Origin of the sequence: Comamonas sp. Z3 (assembly GCF_008121565.1) — a bacterium.
Lineage (GTDB): Bacteria > Pseudomonadota > Gammaproteobacteria > Burkholderiales > Burkholderiaceae_C > Comamonas > Comamonas brasiliensis.
The window spans coordinates 753982-779557 of the sequence record NZ_VOQU01000002.1 but is presented as its reverse complement, the minus strand read 5'-3'; the positions used below and the strand labels follow the sequence as shown (position 1 = coordinate 779557).

Genomic DNA, 25576 nt, shown 5'->3' with positions numbered 1-25576 from the left:
GCTCTCCAAATCGACAGCAGCCACAGAGGACAAACCCGTAAGTTAGCACGATCGCTGTTACAAGTCCACCCTGTTTCAGTCGCCTGAGCGAACCCAGCCCGCATCGAACCACGATGACAGCAACTCCAGCGCATCATCGCTGGCTGTTGCCAGATCCTTGCGCGACAGCGCCCGGGTGTCAGCCAGCTTGCGCATCAGCGTGGCGTCACGGCCGCCCGCCAGATAGCTTTCGCCATTGATGAAGATGTGCTTGGCGTCATACATCATGCGCGTGCGACGATCCAGCACCACGCTTTCGAACATGCCGTTTTCATCGCCATGCTCGAACCAGACATTGGGCTTGGGGTCGCTCAGATACTCGCCCAGCGCGCGTTCCAGCGCCAGCGGCTCGGCCATGGCCTTCTTCAGTGCCTCGCGGGCAAAGTCATACATGGCTTCAGGAATCAGCGCCGGGTTGCTCACAGCCTCCTGCTTGGGGTCGCGATAGATGACCGGAGTTTCGGGCTCGTCGGGCTCATCCGACATGCGCAGCAGCAGCTCGCGCCCCAGCTCACTGCGATCGGGCGAGCGAAACCCGATCGAATAGGTCATGCACTCGCCTTCGGCCACACCGTCATGCGCCCATTTGGGCGGCAGATAAAGCATGTCGCCCGGCTCCAGCACGAACTCCTCTTCGGGCTCGAAATGGGAGAGAACTTTCAATGGCTTGCCCGGCTGCAGGGACAGGTCTTTCTGACGGCCGATGCGCCAGCGCCGCTTGCCATGGGCCTGTAGCAGGAACACGTCATAGCTGTCGAAGTGGGGCCCCACACCGCCTTGATCGGTGGCAAAGCTGATCATCAGATCATCGAGACGCGCCTCGGGCACAAAGCGGAATTGCTGCAGCAGCTCGTGCGCCTTGGCGTCATGCATGTCCACGCCCTGCACCAGCACCGTCCAGCCCGGCTTGGTCAATGCGGGCAGGCTGCGCCGGGACAGCGGGCCGTGACTGAGCTTCCAGTTGTCGCCTTCCAGCTGCTGGATCAGGCGCGACTCCACGCCCTCTTCGCCCGCCATGGCCAGCAGGCGAGCACGCGGAATCGGGGCCTTGAAGCCGGGAATGGCCTGGCGCACCAGCAAAGGCTTTTTATGCCAGTGCTTGCGCATGAATTGAGAAGCGGTAAGTCCACCCAGCAGGGTGAGCGGCGTATTGATGTCCATGAATCCAGTCCTGCTTTCTAAGCAACGGACTGCATTGTCCTATAGGCCTCGATATCGCTGGTCGGCACAGATCAATGACCGAGCGCTCTGAACTCGGAAGGCGACATGCCGGCGTAGGACTTGAAGGCCCGGCTGAAGTGAGCGCTGTTGCCAAAACCGCAGCCCATGGCGATCTCGGTGATGGTGCGATGCGCAAGCGCTGCGGAATGCAGCTCCCGCATGCAAAGCTCCAGCCGGCTTTGCTGGATGAAAGCGCCCAGCGACTGTTCACGCCCCGCAAAGGCATTGTGCAGATGACGGCGGCTGCAGTTGAGCGCCTGGGCCACCTGGTCGACCGACAGCCCTGGATCGCGCACATGGCTGGCCACATGGTCGCAGATGCGCTCGTACAAGGCCTGCTTCTGCGTCACCGCCGTGGCCTGCCCGCCAAGTGCCTGCAAGGACAGGTGCACCATGTCCACCAGCAGCTCCCCGGCGCGGCGCGCCAGCGGCGCCGTCATATTGTCGAGCTCCTGATAGGTGCTGCGCATGGTCTGCAGCGCAATGCGCGCCATGCCGGTGCTGCCTCCCACGGATAGCCCCATGAGGTTTTCCAGGCGCAGACCTCGCTCGGCAATGCTCTGCTTGGGCACCATCATGATCAGGTGCTCGGTGCGCTGAGGGTTGTCCACCACATAGGGCTGCGAGGTGTCATAGATGGCCCAGCTGCCGTTGCCCACCCGGGTCCGGCTGCCGCATTGCTCCACCTCGGCGTGACCGCTCCAGGGTGCGACGATCTTGAGATAGGCGGCTTCGCTGTCGCGCTGGCGGTGGCTGCCGCGTATGACGCGATGACGTCCGGCCTCCAGCTTGGTGAGCATGACATCGCCTGCGTACGCCACGCTCAGATGCCCGTCAAAACAGGTGTCGCCATAGAGATCCGTGTCCAGCCCCGAAAACAGCTGCGCCATCCATCCTTGCCAGGCAGCTGCAGTTTCCTTCTCGGGAAGACCATCGGTACTCAGTACCATGGGCGCGGTCATGGGCCTTGACTCCTCGTTGCATCGATCCCTGCCTGTACCGGCAAAGTATGGCAATTATCGGCAAGTGCGCGCCCTGGCGCTCGCAGCGCGGAGAATCTCCCGCCAGCACCTCGATCTAGTGCAAACCCTAGGCCAGGTGCACGATTCGTCAAACGGTTTGTGCACATTGCGCACAGCATCCCGCCCGGGCTTTTTCTACGATCACTTCCACGCCATTGACCGGCGGCACATCAGGACAGAGGGGGCCAGCCCGGCGACGCAAGCCTTGCGCGATGCCCCCGCTTTTCAAACGGCATCCACCAGCAGTGACTGTGCTCACGCGCCCCTGGTGGTGAAGGAAGCGAAGATGATTGAACAAAGCATGCTCATCGGCGGCCAGACCGCCCAGGCCAGCAACGGCGCCACTTTCGAGCGCAAAAACCCTCTGGACGGCTCGGTCGCCACGCGCGCTCCGGCCGCCACCACAGCCGATGCCGTGCGTGCCGTGCAAGCCGCCGAGGCAGCCTTTCCCGCCTGGGCGGCCCTGGGCCCCACCGAGCGCCGACTGATGCTGATGAAGGCCTCTCAGGCCCTGGAAGCCAAGGCCGAGGCCTTTGCCGCAGCCATGGCGGCCGAAACCGGTGCCTCCGGCATCTGGGCCGGCTTCAATGTGCATCTGGCCGCCAATATGTTTCTCGAAGCCGCATCGCTGACCACCCAGATCAACGGCCAGCTGATTCCTTCCGACATTCCCGGCAGCCTGGCCATGGCCGTGCGCCAGCCTGCCGGCGTGGTGCTGGGCATCGCCCCCTGGAATGCCCCCATCATCCTGGCCGTGCGTGCCATCGCCACGCCCCTGGCCTGCGGCAATACCGTGGTTCTCAAGGGCTCGGAACTGTGCCCCGCCACCCATGGTCTGATCATCGAAGCCCTGCAGGAAGGCGGCCTGCCTCCTGGTGTGGTGAACTTCGTGACGAATGCGCCCGAAGACGCCGGGGCCGTGGTCGAGGCCATGGTGGCCCACCCTGCCGTGCGCCGTGTGAATTTCACCGGCTCCACGCGCGTAGGCCGCATCATCGGCCAGACCTGCGCTAAATACCTCAAGCCCGTCATCCTGGAACTGGGCGGCAAGGCTCCGTTCCTGGTGCTGGACGATGCCGACATCGACGCCGCCGTGGCCGGCTGCACCTTCGGCGCCTTTGCCAACTCGGGCCAGATCTGCATGTCCACCGAACGCATCATCGTGGATGAGGCCGTGGCCGAGGAATTCATCGCCAAGCTGGTGGGCCGCGCCAAGACCCTGCCTCTGGGCGACCCGCGCCAGGGACCGGTGGTGCTGGGCTCCGTCGTGGACATGAACACCGTGCACCGCGTCAACGAACTCATCGACGATGCCGTGAGCAGGGGCGCCAGGATTCTGTGCGGAGGCAAGGCCAACGACACCCTGATGGCGGCCACGCTGATCGACGGCGTGACCCCCGAGATGCGCATCTTCCGCGAAGAGACCTTTGCCCCGGTGAAGGCCATCGTGCGCGTGCATGGCGAAGAGCAGGCCATCGCCATGGCCAACGACAACGAGTTCGGCCTGTCCTCCGCCGTCTACACCAGGGACACGGCCCGCGGCTGGCGCGTGGCCGGTCGCATCGAGGCGGGCATCTGCCATGTCAACGGTCCCACGGTGCACGATGAAGCACAAATGCCTTTCGGCGGCGTGAAGAACTCGGGCTACGGTCACTTCGGCGGCCAGGCCGGCATCGATGCCTTCACCGATACCCGCTGGATCACCATGCAGACCAGCCCACGTCACTACCCCTTCTGAAGCGCGATGGTGCGGCAGGCACAGCCCGGCAGCCGTGCCTGTATCTCGCGCCCGAAACCTCGATGGCCGACCTTGCACCTTGCGTCGGCCATGAACACCGCCTGGCAGGAAAGCGCCTGTCGGCTTTGCTGTTTCCGGCTTGCGGTTTCACCAATCGCAGTCAGCGCCTTGGCGGATTGAGCCCGAGGCCAGCTCGGTGCTCAATTCAACAGACTCGATGCCTTCACGCCGGCCCTGAACTGCGCAGGCGTCTGCCCCGTGTGCTGCTTGAACAGGCGGCTCAGATGCGCTCCGCTGGCAAAGCCGCTGGCCAGCGCCAGCTCCGTCAAGGTGCAATGGCGATTGGCAGGACTGAGCAGTTCGCGCTGGAACAGGGCCACGCGCTCGACCCAGATATGCTGGCTGATGGACAGCCGCTCATCGGCAAAGGCGTTGTAGAGATGTCGCTTGCTGCAGTTGAGCGCTGCGGCCACGGCATCGACGCTCAGGGCCGGATCGCGCAGGTGCTGGCGCACATAGGCCTTGATGCGGCCCAGCAACAGCTCGCTGGCGCTCAGCGAGGCCGCACGGCCGCATGCATCGAGCAGGGACAGCTGGATCAGCTGCAGCAGCGAATCCGTCACATGCTGGGCCAGGCCCTGGCCCATGGCCCGGCATTCGGCAAAAGTGCCGCGCATCATGTCAAGTGCAATGCGGGACACGCCTTCGCTGCCGCCCACATAGCGCCCCATGAGGGCATCGACGGCGCGGCCATGGTCTTCGAAGCGGCTTTTGGGCAGGGTGATGATCAGATGCTCGCACCACTCCGGGTTGAGCACCTCGTACTCCTGCGTGGTGTCATAGATCAGCCACTGGCCGCTGCGCGCCACGGCTTCGCGCCCGTTCTGGCAGACGCGGGCCTCGCCATGCCAGGGGGCCACGATCTTGAGAAAGTCGGTGCTGTGGCGTGCCATGCTGGCCGAAGTGCGCCGCACGCGATGGCGGCTGGCCTCGATTCGGGTCATGCCCACCGGCCCCAGCTCGAAGGTGCCCAGTCGCGCCGAGAAATGCTGGTCGCCATAGACATCGCTCTCCAGGCCATAGAGCGTGGACATCCAGTGCTGCCATGCACCCACGGCTTGAGCGCCTTGCATCTCGGTCATCTTCTCGATCACTTGGTTGGCAGGAATGTCTGGCCGCATCTCGGCTCCTGAAGAAGTAACAGGATGCTTCATTATCCATAGCACCCCGCACCCGGGTACGGGCAAAACCGGCGCCTCGCAGGGAAATCAGTGTTTACCCACAGACACTTGCATGTTCAGACAAGACGCAATGCACGCCCAGACAAACACCTGCCGACGCACTTTCCTACGATGGCCGAAGAACCCGGACACCCGTCCATCAAAAAGGAGACAAGCATGACATTCGCCGACAAGCGTTTTGTTCTCAAGAGCCTGGTCGCAGCCGCAGCCCTGGCGGGCCTGTGCGGCCAGGCCCTGGCCCAGGAAGCGCCCCAATCCATCCGCATCGGCTGGGCCATTGCCAAGACGGGCGTCAACGCGGGCGGCACCTCCGTGACCACGGCGCCCAACTACAAGCTCTGGGTCAAGGAGATCAACGACGCCGGCGGCATCATGCTCAAGGCCTACAACAAGCGCGTGCCCATCGAGGTCATCGAATACGACGACCGCTCCAGCACCGAGGAGGCCGTGCGCGCCACCGAGCGCCTGATCACCCAGGACAAGGTCGACTTCGTGCTGCCGCCCTGGGGCACGGGCTCCAATCTGGCTGTGGGGCCGACCTACGAAAAGCACAAATACCCGCTGCTGGCCGCCACCTCGGTGACCGACAAGGCCCCCGATCTGGCCAAGCGCTGGAAACATGCCTTCTTCTTCCTGGGCACGGGCGGCGAATATGCCGAGGGCCTGGTCGCCATGCTGGAAAAGGCCAAGAAGGACGGCAAGATCAACCACAAGATCGCCATGATCAACATCGCCGACGGCTTTGGCGTCGAGTTGGCCAACGCCACGCGCAAGGCTGCCAAGCAGCATGGCTTCGAGCTGGTCTACGACAAGAGCTATCCGATCGGCACGCAGGACATGACGCCCATCATCAACGAAGCCAAGGGCAAGGGTGCCGACACCTTCGTGGCCTACTCCTACCCGCCCGACACCATGCTGATCAACGAACAGGCCAGGACGCTGGGCCTGGCTCCCAAGGTGCTGTTCACCGGCGTGGGCACGCAGTTCCCCATGTTCAAGGGCAAGTTCGGCGCAGCGGCCGAAGGCGTGATGGCGCCGGGCGGCATCGATGCCGGCAACCCGCAGATGCAGGCCTATCTGAAGCGCTTCAAGGAGGTGACCGGCCAGGAATCGGACCGCTTTGCCAGCCCCATCGTCTACACCTCGCTGCAGATGCTGCAGCAGGCCATCGAGCGCGTGGGCAAGATCGATCGCGCCGCCGTGACCCAGGAGCTCAAGAGCGGCAGCTTCGAGACCGTGCTCGGCCCCGTCAAGCTTGAAGGCCAGATGCTGACCAAGCTCTGGCATGTGGGCCAGTGGCAGAACGGCGAATTCAATGCGATTGCGCCAACTACACGGGCGGGGGTGAAACCTGCGGTGATCCCCCGTAGCTCCCCCTGAGGCGCTGCGCGCCTTCCCCCTCTCTCTACGCGCTTCGCGCTATGGGAGGGGGACGATGCCATCGCCGCGAGGCGGCTCTTGCTCGGCATCTCTGATACCCCATGGCCGCCATGTGTGTCCAGCTCCGCAAGAACTATCAAAACAAGAGCTGGTTGCGCATGTCTCGCTTTCACTTTGCATTGATTTCATAACAAGAACAATGAATCACCAGCGGTATACGCTATGAATTTAATAGACATCCTTCTCGCTGGCGCCATGCTGGGCGGGCTCTACGGCCTGGTGGCCATGGGGCTGACGCTGCAGTATGGCGTGGCGCGCATCATGAATCTCTCGTATGGGGAGTTTCTGATTGCGCCGGCCTTTCTGGCCTTTTTTGCGGTGAGCAGCTGGGGTATTTCACCGCTGCTTCTGGTGCTGCTGGTGGTGCCGCTGGGCTTTGCCATCCAGTGGCTGATCTATCAGCTGCTGCTGACCCCGCTGGTGCGTCGCGCCAGGGGCGGACCGGCGCTGGAGGTGGATTCGATTCTGGCCACCTTCGGCATGCTGTTCGTCGTGCAGGGCGTCATGCTGGTGATGTTCGGCGGCGACTATCACAGCTACAGCTATCTGTCCGAACCCGTGGAGATTCTGGGCAGCAAGGTTGCGGCCAACCGTCTGCTGGTGCTGGGCTTTGCGATCGTGCTGGGCGGCGGCCTGTACCTGCTTCTGACGCGCACCCGCGCCGGCGCCGTGGTACGCGCCGTGTCCGTGGCACCGCAGTTCGCCCATCTGGTCGGCATCAATGTGCGCAGCACGGCGGCCCTGGCCTATGGTCTGGGCGGCGCACTGGTGGCGATCTGCGGCGTGCTGGTCAGCATGTTTCTGCCCTTCTCGGCCGGCATGGGCACCATGTTTGCCATGAAGGCGCTGATCGTCGTCATCATGGGCGGCGTGGGCAATCTCATGGGTTGCCTGGTCGCCGGCATGCTGCTGGGCTTTGCCGAAACGCTGGTGGCCTCCTTTGTCGACCCCGGCCTGACGCTGGCCGTCAATTACGCGGTGTTCCTGCTGGTGCTGCTGTTCAAGCCCACAGGCTTGTTCGGGAGGGCCGCACGATGAATCAGCATCGCAAGGAAATCCTGATCTGGGCCGTCAGCGCCGCCGCCCTGCTGGGCCTGGCCCTGCTGCCACGCTGGCTGACGGACGAGTACTACCTCTCGCTCATGATCAGCATCCTGATGTACTGCGTGCTGGCCACGGCCTGGGCGCTGTTCTCGGGACCGACGCGCTATATCTCGCTGGCCACCGTCGCCTTCTTCGGCATGGGTGCCTATGTCACCGCCGTGTTCGGCGAGTCCCTGCCCTGGGTCGCCGTGCTGGGCATCGCGGCCGGCGTGGGCCTGGTCATGGCCTTGATCGTGGGGCTGTCCACGCTGCGGCTGTCGGGCGTGTACTTTGTGATCTTCAGCTTCGGCCTGGCCGAGCTGGTCAAGCAGCTCGTCACCTGGTGGGAGGTCAACATCACCAAGGACCTGGGCCGCTATGTGTTCGTTGAGATCACCCAGCTCGATATCTACTGGCAGCTGCTGGCCATGCTGGCCCTGGTGCTGGCGCTGCGCGCCCTCATCAACCGCTCGCGCCTGGGTCTGGCCCTGCGCGTGATCGGCGAGGACGAGACCGTGGCCACCCATGTGGGCATCAACACCACCACGGCCAAGCTGCTGCTGTTCGCCGTCAGCGCCGTGTTCATCACCGTCACGGGCGCCATCATGGCTCCGCGCTGGACCTATATCGACCCCAGCATTGCCTTTGCTCCTGCCGTCTCGTTCCAGACCCTGATCATGGCCTTGCTCGGCGGCGCCGGCGCGCTGTTCGGCCCGATTCTGGGGGCCGTGCCGCTGGTGCTGCTCTTCGAGTACCTGGCTGCCAACTTCCCCAACCATTTCTCGATTCTGCTGGGACTGGTGTTCATCGTGATCGTGTACTTCATTCCCCAGGGCCTGTCTGGTGTGCTGGCCAGGCTGCTGGGCAGGAATGCTGCCAGCAAGGGAGACCAGCCATGAAGACCGCCACCCTGCTTTCCGTGCGCGGCGCCACCCGACGCTTCGGCGGCCTGGTGGCCGTCAACGAACTGAGCTTTGACGTCTACCCGGGCGAGGTCGTGGGCCTGCTCGGCCCCAATGGCTCGGGCAAGACCACGGCCATGAATCTGATCTCGGGCGCGCTGCCCACCAACGGCGGCGAGATCGTATTCAACGGCAAGCCCATCCACCCGCTCAGAAGCCACCAGATCGCCCGCCTGGGCGTGGCGCGCACCTTCCAGCTGGTCAAGGTGCTGGGCTCCATGAGCTGCATCGACAACGTCATTGCCGGCATGGCCTTCAAGCTCCGACCATTGTTCGGCAAACCTGCCGCTGCGCGTGCCCTGCAACTGCTGAATCAGGTGGGTCTGGCCGAAGTTGCGAATACTCCCGCAGGCGACCTCACCTATATCAACCAGAAGCGCCTGGAGCTGGCCCGCGCACTGGCGCTGGAGCCGCAGATCCTGCTGCTCGACGAATGGCTGGCCGGACTCAACCCCACGGAGCTGCAGCAGGGCATTGCACTGATCCGGCAGTTGCAGGCCACGGGGCTGACGATTCTCATGGTCGAACATGTGATGGACGCCGTGCACGCGCTGTGCAGCCGCTGCGTGGTGATGAACGCGGGCACAAAAATAGCCGACGGTCCCACGGCCCAGGTGCTCAAAGAGCCCGAGGTGGTGCGTGCCTATCTGGGGGAAGAAGCGAGTGCAGATGAAGACCGGTCAGCGGAGGCCAGCCATGCTTGAAGTGCGCAATATCTCGGTGAGCTACGGCAAGCATGAGGCGCTGCACCAGGTCAGCCTCCAGGTTCGGCCCGGCGAGCTGGTCGTCATGCTGGGCGCCAACGGAGCGGGCAAGTCCAGCCTGCTCAAGGCGCTGGGCGGCATGGTCACGCCGCAGGCCGGTGCCAGCGCGCAACTGGCCGGTCAGGAGCTGATGCAGCTGCCGCCGCATGCCATCGTGCAATCGGGCCTGGCCCTGGTGCCCGAGGGGCGCGGCGTGTTCGGCGATCTCAGCGTCAAGGAAAACCTGCTGCTGGGTGCCCAGCCCCGGCGCGCACGCACCAATGAAGCCCGGAATCTGGAGCAGGTCTTCGCCCTCTTTCCCAAGCTGCGTGATCGTCTGGCCCAGGCCGTGCGCACCATGAGCGGCGGCGAGCAGCAGATGGTGGCCGTGGGCCGCGCGCTGATGAGCCAACCCGATATCCTGCTGCTGGACGAGCCTTCGCTGGGCCTGTCGCCGCTGATGTGCAAAGAGCTGTTCGCCGCCCTTGCGCGCATCAAGACACTGGGCATGGGCGTGCTGCTGGTGGAGCAGAACGCGCGCCAGAGCCTGGCGATTGCCGACCGTGGCTACTTGCTGGAAACCGGGCGCATCGTGGGCGAAGGCTCGGCCACGGAACTCAGCAACAGCCCCGCCGTGCGCCGCGCTTACTTGGGCGGTGAACACTGAGATGAATCCCCCTGAGGGGGACGGCACCCTCACGGCGGGGCGGTGGGGCCGCCTAGGCCCTTGCTCGGCGGCCCTTTACCAGGCCGCACTTCATTGAAAGCCCTGAACATTCACCAGTCATATTGACTGGCTCAACACTTCAAAGGAGACACACATGATCGAACAAAAAATGCTGATAGCCGGCCAGGAATGCGCAGCCGGCAATGGCGCGACTTTTGAACGCAAAAACCCGCTGGATGGCAGCGTGGCCACACGCGCGCCGGCAGCCACGACCGAGGATGCGATCCGCGCCTGCGATGCAGCGGCAGCAGCCTTCCCCGCCTGGTCGCAACTAGGGCCGAACGCCCGCCGCGCCATGCTGATGAAGGCCTCGCAGGCGCTGGAAGCCAAGGGCGAAGCGATTGCCGCGGCCATGGCTGCCGAGACCGGCGCCTCGGGCATCTGGGCCGGCTTCAACGTGCATCTGGCCGCCAGCATGCTGCTGGAAGCGGCTTCGCTGACCACGCAGATCAATGGCGAGATCATTCCCTCCGACGTGCCCGGCAGCGTGGCCATGGCCGTGCGCCAGCCCGCCGGCGTGGTGCTCGGTATCGCACCCTGGAATGCCCCCGTGATTCTGGCCGTACGCAGCATCTCCACGGCCCTGGCCTGCGGCAATACCGTGATTCTCAAGGGATCGGAACTCTGCCCCGCCACCCATGGCCTGATCATCGAGGCGCTGCAGGACGCAGGCCTGCCCGCCGGCGTGGTGAACTTTGTGACCAATGCGCCCGCCGATGCAGGCAGCGTGGTCGAAGCCATCGTGGCCCATCCCGCCGTGCGCCGCGTGAGCTTTACCGGCTCCACACGTGTGGGCCGCATCATCGGCCAGACCTGCGCCAGACATCTCAAGCCCGCGCTGCTGGAGCTTGGCGGCAAGGCCCCCTTCCTGGTGCTGGACGATGCCGATATCGATGCGGCCGTGAACGCCGCCACCTTTGGCGCGTTTGCCAACTCGGGCCAGATCTGCATGTCCACCGAGCGCTTCGTGGTGGATAACAAGGTGGCCGACGAGTTCATCGCCAAGTTTGCCGCCAAGGCCAGCAGCCTGCCACTGGGTGACCCGCGCAAGGGCCCCGTGGTGCTGGGCTCGGTGGTCGATCTGGCAACGGTGGAGCGCTGCAATGCCATGATCGATGACGCGCTGGCCAAGGGCGGAAAACTGGTCTGCGGCGGCAAGGCCGAGAGCACGCTGATGCCTGCCACGCTGATCGACCATGTGACGCCCGCGATGCGCATCTTCCACGAGGAGACCTTCGGCCCGGTCAAGGGCATCGTGCGCGTGAACGGCGAGGAAGAAGCCATTGCCACGGCCAATGACAACGAGTTCGGTCTGTCCTCCGCAGTCTTCACCCGGGACACGGCCCGCGGCTGGCGTGTGGCTGCGCGCATCGAGGCCGGCATCTGCCATATCAACGGCCCCACGGTGCATGACGAAGCCCAGATGCCGTTTGGCGGCGTCAAGGCCTCGGGCTATGGCCATTTCGGCGGCCAGCAGGGCATCAATGCCTTTACCGAAACCCGCTGGGTGACCATGCAGACCGCAGAACGCCACTATCCGTTCTAAAGACCCCCTGAGCGGCTTTGCCTGGGCGGCCCCGCCGCTTCCCCCTCTCTGCTTCGCGGAGGGGGACGACAGCTTTGCTGCGCGGCGGCGCTTGCTTGCTGTCCCACACTTAGGTCGCGCCCTAGTTGAAGCTCGCGCCCATCGCTACTGAAATTAAAAAAGCCACCTGATTTGAAAACGCCAGGTGGCTTTCTTTTTTCCTTCTCACTATCTAATCCATAGCTGCTAGCGTTTGATGGAAAAGGGCTTGAGCCTCAAAAATCTCAAAGCATGTAATCAGGCAAAGTCATCGTTGAAGAAGTCGCCGCCATCGCCCCAGCTGTCGTTGTCTGCGCTATCGATGCTGCCCAGGCCTGCATCGTTGGCCAGACTGGAGGGAGTGCCGCTGTCGCCATGCAGGCCCTGACTGCTGCTGTCCTGCGCCAGCGACTTGCTTTCGCTGCCGCCGCTCTGGCTGCCCGAGCCGGCGTGATGTCCACCCATCAGATTCTCCAGCCCGTTGAACAGAAACATGCCGCCCGCCACACCGGCTGCGGCCGCTGCGGCATTGCCCAGGAAGCTGCTGCCGGCCGCGGCAGCTGGCTGGCCGTAGGCCTGCGGCGCTGCAGCACGCGGCGCCGAGCCGCCACCAAAGAAACGGTCGCGCCAGCTGGAGGGCTGAGGCGCTGCTTGCGGCTGGTACTGAGGCTGATACTGGGGCTGATACTGGGGCTGATAGGGAGGCTGGGCACTGGCAGCGTAGCCGCCGTCCTCGGCATAACGCTCGGGAGCGCGGCCGAAGTGCGTGCCCAGGCCACCCGAGAGAAAGCTGCCTGCGCCCTGGCTCTGGCTTTGCTGTGCCTGCTTCACCTGCTGCTCCAGTTCGCCGATCTGCTGCTGGGCCTGCTGAATGGCTTGCTCCAGCATCAAGGTGCGCTGGGCCAGCCAGTAGACCGCATCGGGCGCGGTGCCCAATCCGCGGCGCAGCTCGGCATCGGCCTGCGCGTCCTTGGGCTGGCCCTGGGTCAGCGTCAGCCTGGCGCACAGGTCTTGCAGCAGTTGTTGTTCCTGAGGGGTCATGGTGCCTTCCTTTAAGCCCGCAAATTACTTGCAGCAGAGATGGGGCCAGTATGCAGGCCTGCAAGAGTGCCAATGTGAAGGCCGTGCAAGTGCTTTTTGCAGGGTGTAACAAAAGGCCTGTGCTGCAGTTGCGGGCAGCGCATGGGACAATGCCTGCCATTGCGCCACGGCCGTGGCGGCGTTTCAATTTCGGCGGCGGGACTGGCCCGCGGCCCACCAACTGCATACACACACCATGGAAGTTACCCAACAATGCGTGGTCGCCCTGACCTGGACACTGAAAGACACCCTGGGCGAGGAGCTGGACGTGCTGGACGAGCCCGTGGAATTTCTCGTCGGCGGCGATGACCTCTTCAAGCGCATCGAAGAGGCTCTGCAAGGCCATGTGGTCGGCGACCAGCTGGATCTGCACCTGGAGCCCGAAGAAGCATTCGGCGACTATGACGAGAGCCTGATCTTCCTGGAAAAGCGCGAGCTGTTCCCCGAAGAGATCGAGGAAGGCATGAGTTTCGAGAGCACGGCCATGCCCAAGGGCACCAACCCCGTGCCGGCCGACCGGCTCTACACGGTCACCGAAATCTATCCCGAGCATGTGGTGCTGGACGGCAACCACCCGCTGGCCGGAATCGCCATCCGCCTGCACCTCAAGATCGAAGCCGTGCGCGAGGCCACCGAGGAAGAAATCGGCCGCGGCACGGCCGGTACGGGCTTTTTCCGTATCGAGCCCATGGCCCCGGGCAATGAAACACTTCACTGACCCCTGAGGCGCTTTGCGCCCTCCCCAATGGGGGACGACAGCTTCGCTGCGAGGCGGCGGGGCCGCCTAGGCTCTTGCTTGCTGTCACTGAGTGATGCTGCGCCACAGACTCAAGCATCGCTCATCGCTTGAGGCAAAGAAATAAAAAGGGACTCCGAGGAGTCCCTTTTGTCATGCGCGCCTGAGTGCTCAGCGGCGGAAGATCTGGTTGCCTTCCACGCGCACGTATTCGCCGATGCTCAGCTGCGGAGGCTGCGGGTAGTCCAGAGCGCGCACGCTGCCGTCCTGCAGCTGCACGGTGACGCGGTAGATATCGCGCACGCTGCCGCCACCCACACTGTTCTGCACGGCGTTGCCGGCCAATGCGCCCCCCACCACACCGGCAATCGTGGCCAGCGTACGGCCGGAGCCCTTGCCCACCTGGTTGCCCAGCACGCCGCCGATCACGCCGCCGGCAATCGCGCCGCCCGCGCCCACACCGCTGCCGTCCTGCACGCGCACGGTCTCGATATTCATCACACGGCCCTGCTGGGCGTATTGCTGAGGCTGTTGCGAGTAGCAGTTGGGATTGTTGTAGCCGCAGTTATTGGCGGGATAGGTCTGGGCCTGGTTGTTGCCCACGGGATAGGCCTGGGTGCTGCCGGGGTAGCCCGAGCCAGAATAAGCACCTTGGGAGTAGCCTCCCTGGTAGCCACTGTTCTGATAGCCGCCGGTCTGGTAGCCACCCTGTGGATAGGCCGCGCAGGCCGACAGAGCTGCAACGATTGCGCTCACCATGGCCAACCGGCCCCAGCGTTGATTGATTTGCATGGAAATCTCCTGATTGGCGCATGCACATTCCATGCGCCGCAGTCCCTGTTATGAGTTGCTCTGCAAACCTTGCACGGTCTGCCTTTCCATTGCAACGCAGCACCGGCTCGCCAGGACGACAGGTTTCACATTTGCTCACAATACTTCGAGTAAAGCGCAGCCGTTTACAAGTCTTCAAACCCTAGCGCCTTGCCCTTTGCAGCACTCATTTTCGATATAAGTATGATTTGAAACCGCCATCACAAAGCGCCAGAAGCTATCAAGCAGATAGCAAAATTAGCTTTTGCTGCGTACGCGCAGCACTTCACCGCTGCGCCCATCCACATAGAGCTTCACAAAGCGCCCATCGCTGGCCGTGGCCTTGACCTTGTAGAGGCCGTCGTCCCATTCCACCTCCTGGAATTCGCGATAGCCGGCCTTCTCCAGCCGGTCGCAGACATCGCTGATGGACAGGGTTGGCCCGAGCGCCATGCCGCGCACGCCGGCCACCGAGGCCGAGGCACGATCCGCCAGGGAGTTTTCCGCGGCCAGGCAGGTGCCTGCGGACAGCAGCGCAGCGCCCCCCAGCAAGGCGATGCCGCTGCGGCGCTGCATGGACCGGTATAGCGACAAGACGCGATCGGACACCGGAAAGACGGGGGCTTGAAGACGAGACATGGAAACTCCTGCAGCAGGTTGGTAACGATGGGGACAAAAAAGACGGCCCGCCGGGCGAAAGCTGCGCTGTGGCGGGTTGTGGCCGATTGTTCGCATTCCCTCCTGAACCGTTTCTGAAGCCGCCATTCAGCTTTCGTTCATCGATGCAGGCCTATAACCTTGGCTGCAGAACGCAACCAGACCTCATCACCACCCACTGCCGCCCGCTCGCCATGTCTTTATCCAATGCCTCGAATGACCCGCAATCTGCGCACCGCCCACGCCGGCGCACCCTCCATGCCATGCTGGCCATGCTGCTGGCAACGGCAGGCTTTGCCGCGCTGAGCCTGTGGCCCGCCACCTCGGATGCCGGTGACAACGACCACGAGCTTGCCCGTCAGGCCCTGCGCCAGGGTCAGGTGCTGCCGCTGCGCACCGTTCTGGACCAGGTCGAGCAGCAGTACCAGGGCCAGGTCATCAAGGTGGAGTTCGACCGTGAGGACGGCCGCTTTGTCTACGAGATCCGGCTGCTGCAAAGCGATGGCAAGGTGGTCAAGCTGGAGATCGATGCCAGCAACGGCAGCCTCATCAGCATGAAGCGCAAGAAGTGAACCCCGGCACTCAGGAAGGTTGTAGAGCATGCGAATCCTGCTGATTGAAGACGAACCCACGCTGCGCGAGCAGCTGCATCAGGCCCTGCTGCAGGCCGGCCACACCGTGGAGACGGCCGCCGATGGCGAGACGGCGCAATACCTGGGCGAGGTGGAGAGCTTCGACGCTGCGGTGCTGGACCTGGGCCTGCCGGTGCGCGACGGGCTGAGCGTGCTGCGCGCCTGGCGCGCTCAGGGCCGCTCCATGCCGGTGCTGATCCTCACCGCCAGAGCCGCCTGGCATGAAAAAGTCGCAGGCATGGATGCCGGAGCCGACGACTATCTGGCCAAACCCTTCCACATGGAAGAGCTGCTGGCGCGTCTGAGGGCGCTGCTGCGACGCCTGAGCCCGCATGCCAGCGCGCTGTGGCAATGCGGGGCCATCACCCTGGATTCGCGCCAGGCCCGTGTCACCGTCGAAGGTCAGGCTCTGACGCTGACCAGCCATGAATTCAAAGTGCTGGCCCTGCTGATGCAGCGCATGGGCGCTGTGGTCTCGCGCACCGAGCTGTCCGAGCATATCTACCCGCAGGACAGCGACCGCGACTCCAACACCATCGAGGTCTTTGTCGGGCGCCTGAGAAAAAAGCTGCCCGCTGGCTCGATCGAAACCGTGCGCGGCCTGGGCTATCGCCTGGTCGCGCCATCCAACCAAGAATAAAGCCTATGTCCGAGCACACCCTGAACTCCCCCATGACCCAGCAGCCGCCACCGCTGAGCGCGGGCTCCTGGAAGAACTCGCTGCGCCTGCGACTGCTGGCGGGTGCCCTGATCTGGGTGCTGGCAGCACTGCTGCTCACGGGCTGGGGTCTGCGCACGCTGTTTGCCGAGCATCTGACCCAGCAGCTGCGCAGCCAGCTGGTGGCCAAGCTCGACCGGCTCAGCGGCGCCGTCAACTATCAGCCCGATCAGGCCGTCCCGGTCACGGTCTCGCCCTTCTCCGGCGACCCCTTGCTGCAGCAGCCACTGTCGGGCATGTACTGGCAGGTGGACCAGCTCGATGCAGCCGGCAAACAGACGGTTCAGGCCGGCATCCAGCGTTCGCGATCGCTCTGGGACCAGACCCTGGACTGGCCCTTCTTCCAGGCCGACAAGGTCTGGGAGCCCACCCTGCCCCTGCATGCACCGGCAAGCTATGGCCATATGTCGGACGGCAATGGCAACACCCTGGTGATCGTGACGCGTACCGTACAGCTGCCCGAGGCCGATGCCCCGCCACTGCGACTGATGATTGCCGCCGACGCGGCCATGCTGGCCACGCCGCTGCAGCGCTTCACCAAGATGCTGGTGGCCGCGCTGTGCATGCTGGCAGCGGGACTGATCGCCGCCGTGGTCGTGCAGCTGCAGCTGGCGCTGGCTCCGCTGGCCGCTCTGCGCCGTCAGCTGGCCGCCGTGAGCCAGGGGGAAGCTCCGGAAATCAGGGGCGAGCACCCTGCCGAGATCATGCCTCTGGTTCAGGAGTTCAACCATGTGCTGCGCATGAATGCCGAGATGGTGGAGCGGGCCCGTACCCAGGCGGGCAATCTGGCCCATGCGGTCAACACCCCGCTGAGCATCATGGGCAACGCGGCGGCGCAGCAGGACAGCCCGCTGGCGACCCTGGTGCGCGAGCAGGTCGCCAGTGCCAGCCGCCAGGTCGAATATCACCTGGCCCGTGCCCGCGCCGCCGCCGCAGCGGCGCAGCAGGGCCATGGCCTGCGCACCGCGCTGGCCGGCCCGCTGCACTCCCTGGTGCACACCATGGACAAGCTGCATGCGGCGCGCGGCATACGCTTCGAGCTGCAGGGGGATGCCACCCAATGGGACTTCAAGGGCGACTCCCAGGACCTGATGGAGATGCTGGGCAATCTGCTGGACAACGCCGGCAAATGGGCGCGCTGGCAGGTGGTGTTGAAGATTGAGGCGGCCAGCGAGGACAGCCAGCAACTGACACTGTGCATAGACGACGACGGCCCGGGCATTGCCCCCGAGTTGCGCGAGCGCATCTTTGCCCGCGGAGAACGGCTTGACGAACAGCGACCCGGCGCCGGTCTGGGCCTGGACATCGTGCGCGATCTGGTTCAGACCTATGGCGGCAGCATCCAGGCGCTGCCATCGCCGCTGGGCGGGCTGCGCATGAAGCTGCAACTGCCTGGCGCCAGGCACCAGGACTGAGGCCGATCAAAGACTGCGCAGCACCTGTGCCAGGGTATCGGCCTGGGGAAACAGCCAGTCGGCGAGCAGCCCCAGCGCCACGGCCGCGACCAGGGCGCCCAGCACGGGCTTCCAGCTGATGCGCAGCGCGGCCAGCAGCCAGCCTTCGCGCTCCACCACATAGAGGGTTCGCGTCATCAGCAGCGCAAACGCCACCTCTACCGCCACGGTCAGAAACAGATCGGCACCGAACACCAGCCACACCAGCGAGCCCATGCCCGTGACCGCCAACAGCAGGGCGGCAAAGACCAGCAGCACCGGCACGAGCACCACGGCGCCTTCATCGAGCGCGTCCAGCCCCGACACATCGACATCGGGCAGCTCCAGGCCCGCAGACGCAGGCGCAATATCAGGCACGGCGGTGCCATCGTCCCAGTGGCCGCCGGCACCGCCGCCGCCGTAGGAGCCTCCCTGCCCGCTTTCAAAGCCCGCAGCGTCGGCACTGCCTGATTTACCGCCGGAGCCGGAAACATCGACTCCTACATCGCCCGCATCCCAGTCGCGGCGCAGCATGCAGCCCGCCCACAGGCGCACCAGCATCAGATAAAGCAGATAGCCGCAGGCCAGCGCCAGCCCATAGCGCAGCCCCATGCTGTGCACGCCGGCATGCAGCAGGCACAGACTGATCAAGGACATGGCAGCCAGACTCAGGCCGCCGGTCAGAGCGGCATGCAGACGCAGCCAGTGGCGTTTTTGCAGGCGACGCCGCATGGGCTGGTCACGGCCCAGTTGCACCCTGGTCCAGGAGGCAGAGCGACGGCGGGTCTGGCGGCTCATGTCACGCGAGGTGCGGGCCTTTTGGCAGGCTTACTGCTTGCCGGTGGAGCCGTAGCCGCCTTCGCCACGCTCGCTGGCGTCGGCAAAGTCATCCACCAGATTGAACTGTGCCTGCACCACGGGCACGATGACCAGCTGGGCCAGACGGTCCATGGGCTGCAGCGTGAAGGCGGTCTGCGAACGGTTCCAGGCGCTGACCATGAGCTGGCCCTGGTAGTCGGAGTCGATCAGACCGACCAGATTGCCCAGCACGATGCCGTGCTTGTGGCCCATGCCCGAGCGCGGCAGGATCAGCGCTGCGTAATGGGGATCCTTGAGATGCATGGCCATGCCGGTGGGAATCAGCTGCCACTGGCCGGGCTCCAGCGTCACCGGCGCATCGATGCAGGCACGCAGGTCCAGGCCGGCGCTGCCGGGAGTCGCGTAGGCGGGCAGGTTGTCGCGCAGGCGCGCATCGAGAATCTTTACATCAACATTCATAAGGATCTGGCTAGTCTTGTCTGTCTTGAAACAAGGCCCGTGAACCGGGCCTTGCATCCATTGCGGCAGCTGCCATGCAGCCGCCAGCGGTTTTCCTGAAGGGCGCCATTGTGCCCTCTGCCGGGCAAGAGCCGGCGCCTGGTGCCTGTCAGCGGCCTTGCAGGCGCCTGAGCACGCCGCCCACCGCCGACATCAGGCCCATGATGGCGAGCAGCACGCCAAAGCCCTGGATGAACTGGGAGAGGATTACCCCGCCCACGATCAGCGCCAGCGAGCCCGGAGACACCCAGGGCTTGCGGCCGGTCTGGGCCTTCTGGGCCTCGATCTGGCGCTCCATGGCCTTGAAGCGCTGCTGCGCCTCCTGCTTGGTCACGGCCGTATTGGGGCGCCGAGCAGCAGCCGTGCGCTGGGCCGCATGGCCGGCCGCCGTGGTTCGCGCTCCCGGCACCTGCTGTGCCTGCTCCGCCATGTCGCGCGCCTTCTGCAAGGTGCTGCGTAGCTGGGACATGGGCGAGGCAGCCTGGGAGCCGGGCGTGACGACCGCGGTCTGAATCGCTCCGTCGATGCTGCGCAGCGTGCGGCGGTACTCGGGACTGGATCGCATCAGCTGATCCACATAAGCCACATAGTCGCCATTGCGCGGGCCTTCATAGCTGGAGAGATTCATGTTCGGACTCCTGGGGTCACGGGTCAGGGACGCTTGGCGCTCAGGCGCTGCGCAATTTCATCGACCAGCTGGCGTGCCAGCACGTCCTTGCTGGCATGGGGCAGCTCCTTGGAGCCCTGATCGTCGATCAGCAGCAGGGCATTGTCGTCCTTGCCAAAGGTGGCGGGGCCGATATTGCCCACCAGCAGCGGCACGCTCTTGCGCAGGCGCTTGGCGCTGGCGTGCCTGAGCAGATCATGGCTTTCGGCCGCAAAGCCCACGCAGTACAGCCTGCCCGAGCGGGCCTGGTCGGACTGGGCCACGCCGGCAAGAATGTCGGGGTTCTCGACAAAGTCCATGGCCGGCACATCGCCCGATCCGTCCTTCTTGATCTTCTGATCGGAAAACTCGGCCGGGCGCCAGTCGGCAACAGCGGCCGTGGCAATGAAGATCGAGGCCCCTGCCACCAGCGACTGCACGGCGGACTGCATCTGGCGCGCCGACTGCACGTCGATGCGCGTCACTCCGCGCGGCGTGGGCAGATGTACCGGGCCGGCCACCAGCGTGACCTGGGCACCGGCCTCGCGCGCCGCTCGGGCAATCGCAAAGCCCATCTTGCCGCTCGAAAGATTGGTGATGCCGCGCACCGGATCGATCGCCTCGAAGGTCGGGCCTGCCGTCACCAGCAGATGCTGGCCCTGCAGGCTCTTGGCCGTGAAGTGCGCCGCCAGCTCTTCCATGATTTCCTCGGGCTCCAGCATGCGCCCGTCGCCGGTCTCGCCGCAGGCCTGGCTGCCGTTGCCCACGCCCAGCACCTGGGCACCGTCGGCTTGTACCTGAGCCAGATTGCGCTGGGTCGCGGGGTGGGCCCACATCTCGCGGTTCATGGCCGGGGCCAGCAGCAGAGGCACGCTCTCCATGGGGCGGGCCAGACACATCAGGCTGAGCAGCTCGTCCGAGCGGCCCTGCACCAGGCGCGCGATGAAGTCCGCACTGCAAGGCGCGATGAGAATGGCATCGGCTTCACGACTCAGATTGATGTGGGGCATGTTGTTGGGTTCGCGCACATCCCATTGGGAGGTGTAGACTGCGCGCCCAGAAAGCGCCTGCATGGTGACGGCCGTCATGAACTGCTCGGCTGCCTCCGTCATGACCACTTGCACCGTGGCACCGGCCTGGACCAGCAAGCGGCACAGCATGGCCGATTTGTAACAAGCCACGCCTCCGGAGAGACCCAGCACCAGATGTTTGCCTGCGAACACGTCATTCATGCTGCGCAATTTATCAGACCTGAGCGGCTTTGCCGCCGCACAAGCATCCCTGTACGCCACGCCGAAATTCGTGGCGAACCTATAATCCTGTTTTACCACCACCAAAAAAAGACATGACCAAGTTCGTCTTCGTCACCGGCGGTGTGGTGTCTTCCCTCGGTAAGGGAATCGCCTCAGCCTCCCTTGCAGCGATTTTGGAATCGCGCGGTCTCAAAGTCACCCTCATCAAGCTCGATCCCTACATCAATGTGGACCCGGGCACCATGTCGCCCTTCCAGCACGGCGAAGTGTTCGTGACCGATGACGGAGCCGAGACCGATCTGGACCTGGGCCACTATGAGCGTTTCATCGAAACGCGCATGCGTCAGAGCAACAACTTCACCACGGGCCGCATCTATCAGTCCGTGCTGGAAAAAGAACGCCGTGGCGACTATCTGGGCAAGACCGTGCAGGTCATCCCCCATGTCACCAACGAGATTCAGGAATACATCAAGCGCGGCGCGGGCCTTGGCACCGACCACGAAGTGGATGTGGCCATCTGCGAAGTCGGCGGCACCGTGGGCGACATCGAGTCCCTGCCCTTCCTGGAAGCCGCGCGCCAGCTGGCGCTCAAGCTCGGCCCCAACAACTCCGCCTTTGTGCACCTGACCTACCTGCCTTTCATCGAAACGGCCGGCGAGCTCAAGACCAAGCCCACCCAGCACACCGTGCAGAAGCTGCGCGAAATCGGTATCCAGCCCGATGCGCTGCTGTGCCGCGCCAAGCACCAGGTGCCTGATGAAGAGAAGGAAAAAATCTCCCTCTTCACCAACGTGCCCGAGTGGGGCGTGATCTCCATGTGGGACGTGGACACCATCTACAAGGTGCCGCGCATGCTGCACGAGCAGGGTCTGGACGGCCTGATCTGCGACAAGCTGCGCCTGAACACGCCTCCCACCAATCTCAAGCGCTGGGACGATCTGGTCTATGAGACCGAGCATCCCCAGGGCGAAGTCAAGATTGCCATGGTGGGCAAGTACGTGGAACTGTCCGACGCCTACAAGTCGGTCAACGAAGCGCTCAAGCACGCCGGCATGCGCAACCATGTGCGCGTGAAGATCACGCATGTGGACTCGGAGACCATCCATGACGCGGATGCCTCCAAGCTGCTCAAGGACTACGACGGCATTCTGGTGCCCGGCGGCTTCGGCTCGCGCGGCGTGGAAGGCAAGATCTCTACGGCCAAGTTCGCCCGCGAAAACAAGGTGCCCTACCTGGGCATCTGCCTGGGCATGCAGGTCGCCACCATCGAGTACGCCCGTCATGTGGCCGGCCTCGCTGGCGCCAACTCCACCGAGTTCGATTCCGCCACCCCCAACCCCGTGATCGCACTGATCACCGAGTGGAAGGATGCGGACGGCACGATCAAGACCCGTGACGAGAACTCCGACCTGGGCGGCACCATGCGTCTGGGCGCACAGTCTTCCGACGTGCAAAAGGGCACGCTGGCGCACAGCATCTACGGCGACGTGGTGACCGAGCGTCACCGCCACCGCTATGAAGCCAACACCCAGTACCTGGACCAGCTGCGCGACGCGGGTCTGGTGATCTCGGCCCTGACCCAGCGCGAACAGCTGACCGAAATCGTCGAGCTGCCCGCCAAGGTCCACCCCTGGTACATCGGCGTGCAGTTCCACCCCGAGTTCAAGTCCACTCCCTGGGATGGTCACCCGCTGTTCAACGCCTTCATCAAGGCGGCCATGGACAACAAGGCCCAGTCGGGCAAGAAGGCCTGATTCCCTTCCTCCGGAATCAATCCTGAAATAGGAGCTGCCAGCGCTTGAAAATCAATGACTTCAGCATCAAATGATGTTGAATTCATTCAACATAGAGCGCTGGCAGCTTCAGTTTTTGAAGCATGCACGGCGTGCAAAAAGGAACCCCCATGAAACTCTGCGGCTTTGATATTGGTCTGGACAAGCGCTTCTTTCTGATCGCCGGCCCTTGCGTGGTCGAATCCGAACAGCTGCAGATGGATGTGGCCGGGCAACTCAAGGAAATCACCTCCTCGCTGGGAATCCACTTCATCTTCAAGAGCAGCTTCGACAAGGCCAACCGTTCCTCGGGCACCAGCTTTCGCGGCCCCGGCATGGAAAAAGGCCTGGAAATCCTCGCCAAGGTGAAGAAGGAATTGAACGTGCCCATCCTCACCGATGTGCACACCGAAGCCGAAGTGCCTTATGTGGCTTCTGTCGTCGACATGCTGCAGACCCCCGCCTTCCTGTGCCGCCAGACGGACTTCATCCGCGCCGTGGCCCAGTCGGGCAAGCCCGTGAACATCAAGAAGGGCCAGTTCCTGGCCCCGCATGACATGAAGAATGTCATCGACAAGGCCCGTGCTGCGGCTGTGGAAGCGGGCCTGCCCGCAGACAGCTTCACGGCCTGCGAACGCGGCGCCAGCTTTGGCTACAACAATCTGGTCAGCGACATGCGCTCGCTGGCCATCATGCGCGAAACCGGCGCCCCTGTCGTGTTCGACGCCACCCACAGCGTGCAGTTGCCCGGCGGCAACGGCACCTCCAGCGGCGGCATGCGCGAGATGGTGCCCGTGCTCTCGCGTGCGGCCGTGGCCGTGGGCGTGGCAGGCCTGTTCATGGAAACCCATCCCGACCCCTGCAACGCCCTGTCGGACGGCCCCAATGCCGTACCGCTCAAGCACATGAAGGCCCTGCTCGAAACCCTGGTGGCGCTGGACGATGTGACCAAGCGCAACGGCTTCCTGGAAGACCACTTCCAGGCCTGAGCATGCAACCACAGCGCATCAGCACCGGCATGAAGGCCTCACCGCAGGCCTGCATGTCCATACGCCCGGGCCGCCCCAAGGCGGCCCCCGGCGTCTGAGCAGATGATGCACCCCGGCATGACGACACGATGAAGCGTGGCGTCATGCCTTTTTTGTATCCGCTTTTGTGTCTGAATGCTTGCACAGAAACGTCTTGCACAAGAAATTCGACGGCTGCAACACGTCAAGGCAAAAGCGGCCCACCAAATTTGTGCACAATAGCCGCCGCAGCCTCTTCCATACTCGTCGCGTGCATGGCGCGCGCGCAGCATGTGGAGAAGAGTCGGCTTCACAATTTTGATAGCAGCTTGGGCTTCATGCACAAGCGCTTGGGCGTGATTTCATGAAAGAAGTCAGCCTGCACGTACCGATTTCAGAAACCCAAAGGAAATGCAATGAGTGCCATTGTTGACATCGTAGGCCGCGAAGTGCTGGACAGCCGCGGCAACCCCACCGTTGAGTGCGACGTGCTGCTGGAATCCGGCGTGATGGGCCGTGCCGCCGTGCCCTCGGGCGCATCCACCGGCTCGCGCGAAGCCATTGAACTGCGTGATGGCGACAAGAGCCGTTACCTGGGCAAGGGTGTCCTGAAGGCTGTTGAGCACATCAACACCGAAATCTCCGAAGCCGTGCTGGGCCTGGATGCTTCGGAGCAGGCTTTCCTGGACAAGACGCTGATCGATCTGGACGGCACCGACAACAAGAGCCGCCTGGGCGCCAACGCCATGCTGGCCGTCTCCATGGCCGTGGCACGCGCCGCAGCCGAAGAAGCCGGTCTGCCCCTGTACCGCTACTTCGGCGGCATGGGCGGTGTGCAGCTGCCCGTGCCCATGATGAACGTGATCAACGGCGGCGCCCACGCGAACAACTCGCTGGACCTGCAAGAGTTCATGATCATCCCCGTGGGTGCCCCCACCTTCCGTGAAGCCGTGCGCTGGGGCGCCGAAGTCTTCCACGCGCTGAAGGCCATCATCCACCACAATGGCATGTCCACCGCCGTGGGCGACGAAGGCGGTTTCGCACCTTCCGTGGAAAACCACGAAGCCGCGATCCAGCTGATCATCGAAGCCATCGAAAAGGCCGGCTACAAGCCCGGCGAGCAGATCGCCCTGGGCCTGGACTGCGCAGCATCCGAGTTCTACAAGGACGGCATGTACGTGCTGGCCGGCGAAGGCAATATGACACTGACTTCGACCCAGTGGACCGACATGCTGGCCGGCTGGTGCGACAAATACCCCATCATCTCCATCGAAGACGGCATGCACGAAGGCGACTGGGATGGCTGGAAGATCCTGACCGAGCGCCTGGGCGCCAAGGTTCAGCTGGTGGGTGACGACCTGTTCGTGACCAACACCAAGATCCTCAAGGAAGGCATCGAAAAGCGCATCGCCAACTCGATCCTGATCAAGATCAACCAGATCGGCACCCTGACCGAGACCTTCGCCGCCATCGAAATGGCCAAGCGCGCCGGCTACACCGCCGTGATCTCGCACCGTTCGGGCGAGACCGAAGACAGCACCATTGCCGACATCGCCGTGGGCCTGAATGCTGGTCAAATCAAGACCGGCTCCATGAGCCGCTCCGACCGTATCGCCAAGTACAACCAGCTGCTGCGCATCGAGGAAGACCTGGGCGATGTCGCCGAGTACCCCGGCCGCGCTGCCTTCTACAACCTGCGCTAAAGTGCGCAGCTGAAGTAAGTGCCCGGCAGCCG

General features: G+C 64.0%; 24 protein-coding genes. 14 read left to right on the top strand and 10 right to left on the bottom strand.

What is annotated here, in order from left to right; translation table 11 throughout:
- Positions 1-75: 75 nt before the first annotated feature.
- Together FSY59_RS08235 and FSY59_RS08230 are read right to left on the bottom strand one after the other, a co-directional pair.
- Complete coding sequence (locus FSY59_RS08235; protein ID WP_003057679.1) at positions 76-1200, bottom strand: JmjC domain-containing protein; 1125 nt, start codon at positions 1198-1200, stop codon at positions 76-78.
- A gap of 71 nt (positions 1201-1271) precedes the next feature.
- Complete coding sequence (locus FSY59_RS08230) at positions 1272-2222, bottom strand: helix-turn-helix domain-containing protein (protein ID WP_050872234.1); 951 nt, start codon at positions 2220-2222, stop codon at positions 1272-1274.
- A 346-nt stretch (positions 2223-2568) separates the two neighbouring features.
- On the opposite strand from FSY59_RS08230, the gene FSY59_RS08225 reads away from it, so the two are divergent.
- Positions 2569-4020, top strand: coding sequence for an aldehyde dehydrogenase (locus FSY59_RS08225; RefSeq protein ID WP_003057683.1), 1452 nt, complete (start codon positions 2569-2571; stop codon positions 4018-4020).
- A 200-nt stretch (positions 4021-4220) separates the two neighbouring features.
- Here the strand turns inward: FSY59_RS08225 and FSY59_RS08220 are convergent, their stop codons facing one another.
- The gene (locus FSY59_RS08220) at positions 4221-5201 is read right to left on the bottom strand and encodes an AraC family transcriptional regulator (RefSeq protein WP_148728775.1); all 981 of its coding nucleotides are present in this window, start codon (positions 5199-5201) and stop codon (positions 4221-4223) included.
- A gap of 216 nt (positions 5202-5417) precedes the next feature.
- Between FSY59_RS08220 and FSY59_RS08215 the strand changes: the two genes are divergently transcribed.
- The 6 genes from FSY59_RS08215 to FSY59_RS08190 all read left to right on the top strand — a co-directional run bounded on the left by FSY59_RS08215 (position 5418) and on the right by FSY59_RS08190 (position 11762).
- Entirely contained in the window at positions 5418-6641 is a 1224-nt protein-coding gene (locus FSY59_RS08215) for an amino acid ABC transporter substrate-binding protein (RefSeq protein ID WP_003057687.1), read from the top strand.
- A 222-nt stretch (positions 6642-6863) separates the two neighbouring features.
- Positions 6864-7739, top strand: coding sequence for a branched-chain amino acid ABC transporter permease (locus tag FSY59_RS08210; RefSeq protein ID WP_003057689.1), 876 nt, complete (start codon positions 6864-6866; stop codon positions 7737-7739).
- Positions 7736-8683, top strand: a complete 948-nt coding sequence (locus FSY59_RS08205) for a branched-chain amino acid ABC transporter permease (RefSeq protein WP_148728774.1) — start codon at positions 7736-7738, stop codon at positions 8681-8683. The genes FSY59_RS08210 and FSY59_RS08205 overlap by 4 nt, the downstream gene beginning before the upstream one ends.
- Entirely contained in the window at positions 8680-9450 is a 771-nt protein-coding gene (locus tag FSY59_RS08200; RefSeq protein ID WP_148728773.1) for an ABC transporter ATP-binding protein, read from the top strand. The genes FSY59_RS08205 and FSY59_RS08200 overlap by 4 nt, the downstream gene beginning before the upstream one ends.
- Positions 9443-10156 (top strand): ABC transporter ATP-binding protein, encoded by a 714-nt coding sequence (locus tag FSY59_RS08195; RefSeq protein ID WP_043371146.1) that lies wholly within the window; start codon positions 9443-9445, stop codon positions 10154-10156. Before FSY59_RS08200 ends, FSY59_RS08195 begins: the two co-directional genes overlap by 8 nt.
- Positions 10157-10310: 154 nt before the next feature.
- Positions 10311-11762 carry an aldehyde dehydrogenase gene (locus FSY59_RS08190; protein WP_003057693.1) on the top strand — a complete coding sequence of 484 codons (1452 nt, stop codon included), beginning with the start codon at positions 10311-10313 and terminating at the stop codon, positions 11760-11762.
- A gap of 276 nt (positions 11763-12038) precedes the next feature.
- Here the strand turns inward: FSY59_RS08190 and FSY59_RS08185 are convergent, their stop codons facing one another.
- Positions 12039-12821: a DUF2076 domain-containing protein gene (locus FSY59_RS08185; RefSeq protein ID WP_148728772.1), complete on the bottom strand. Its 783-nt coding sequence runs from the start codon at positions 12819-12821 to the stop codon at positions 12039-12041.
- 235 nt (positions 12822-13056) lie between these two features.
- Here FSY59_RS08185 and FSY59_RS08180 point away from each other — a divergent pair, with 235 nt between their 5' ends.
- Positions 13057-13578: a peptidylprolyl isomerase gene (locus FSY59_RS08180; RefSeq protein ID WP_003057696.1), complete on the top strand. Its 522-nt coding sequence runs from the start codon at positions 13057-13059 to the stop codon at positions 13576-13578.
- A gap of 189 nt (positions 13579-13767) precedes the next feature.
- On the opposite strand, the gene FSY59_RS08175 is transcribed toward FSY59_RS08180, so the two are convergent.
- A complete protein-coding gene (locus FSY59_RS08175; protein WP_148728771.1) occupies positions 13768-14388 on the bottom strand; it encodes a glycine zipper 2TM domain-containing protein in 621 nt (206 codons plus the stop codon).
- 276 nt (positions 14389-14664) lie between these two features.
- Positions 14665-15045, bottom strand: coding sequence for a PepSY domain-containing protein (locus FSY59_RS08170; RefSeq protein ID WP_148728770.1), 381 nt, complete (start codon positions 15043-15045; stop codon positions 14665-14667).
- Between the two features lie 281 nt (positions 15046-15326).
- On the opposite strand from FSY59_RS08170, the gene FSY59_RS08165 reads away from it, so the two are divergent.
- From FSY59_RS08165 to FSY59_RS08155, 3 genes are read left to right on the top strand one after another with little or no spacing between them, the layout of a single operon-like run.
- Positions 15327-15635: a PepSY domain-containing protein gene (locus FSY59_RS08165; RefSeq protein WP_003057703.1), complete on the top strand. Its 309-nt coding sequence runs from the start codon at positions 15327-15329 to the stop codon at positions 15633-15635.
- A gap of 28 nt (positions 15636-15663) precedes the next feature.
- Positions 15664-16335: a response regulator transcription factor gene (locus FSY59_RS08160; RefSeq protein WP_003057704.1), complete on the top strand. Its 672-nt coding sequence runs from the start codon at positions 15664-15666 to the stop codon at positions 16333-16335.
- Between the two features lie 5 nt (positions 16336-16340).
- Positions 16341-17828 carry a sensor histidine kinase gene (locus FSY59_RS08155; RefSeq protein ID WP_003057706.1) on the top strand — a complete coding sequence of 496 codons (1488 nt, stop codon included), beginning with the start codon at positions 16341-16343 and terminating at the stop codon, positions 17826-17828.
- 6 nt (positions 17829-17834) lie between these two features.
- Here the strand turns inward: FSY59_RS08155 and FSY59_RS08150 are convergent, their stop codons facing one another.
- The 4 genes from FSY59_RS08150 to coaBC all read right to left on the bottom strand — a co-directional run bounded on the left by FSY59_RS08150 (position 17835) and on the right by coaBC (position 21041).
- Complete coding sequence (locus FSY59_RS08150) at positions 17835-18644, bottom strand: hypothetical protein (RefSeq protein WP_003057708.1); 810 nt, start codon at positions 18642-18644, stop codon at positions 17835-17837.
- 30 nt (positions 18645-18674) lie between these two features.
- Positions 18675-19124: a dUTP diphosphatase gene (dut, locus tag FSY59_RS08145; protein ID WP_003057711.1), complete on the bottom strand. Its 450-nt coding sequence runs from the start codon at positions 19122-19124 to the stop codon at positions 18675-18677.
- A gap of 148 nt (positions 19125-19272) precedes the next feature.
- Positions 19273-19791, bottom strand: a complete 519-nt coding sequence (locus FSY59_RS08140; protein WP_148728769.1) for a hypothetical protein — start codon at positions 19789-19791, stop codon at positions 19273-19275.
- A gap of 23 nt (positions 19792-19814) precedes the next feature.
- Positions 19815-21041: a bifunctional phosphopantothenoylcysteine decarboxylase/phosphopantothenate--cysteine ligase CoaBC gene (gene coaBC / locus FSY59_RS08135; protein ID WP_003057714.1), complete on the bottom strand. Its 1227-nt coding sequence runs from the start codon at positions 21039-21041 to the stop codon at positions 19815-19817.
- Positions 21042-21154: 113 nt separating this feature from the next.
- Here coaBC and FSY59_RS08130 point away from each other — a divergent pair, with 113 nt between their 5' ends.
- From FSY59_RS08130 to eno, 3 genes are all read left to right on the top strand, one after another.
- Entirely contained in the window at positions 21155-22816 is a 1662-nt protein-coding gene (locus FSY59_RS08130; protein ID WP_019043749.1) for a CTP synthase, read from the top strand.
- 149 nt (positions 22817-22965) lie between these two features.
- Positions 22966-23823: a 3-deoxy-8-phosphooctulonate synthase gene (gene kdsA, locus FSY59_RS08125; protein WP_003057718.1), complete on the top strand. Its 858-nt coding sequence runs from the start codon at positions 22966-22968 to the stop codon at positions 23821-23823.
- A 434-nt stretch (positions 23824-24257) separates the two neighbouring features.
- Positions 24258-25544 carry a phosphopyruvate hydratase gene (gene eno, locus FSY59_RS08120; RefSeq protein ID WP_003057720.1) on the top strand — a complete coding sequence of 429 codons (1287 nt, stop codon included), beginning with the start codon at positions 24258-24260 and terminating at the stop codon, positions 25542-25544.
- Positions 25545-25576 lie beyond the last annotated feature (32 nt).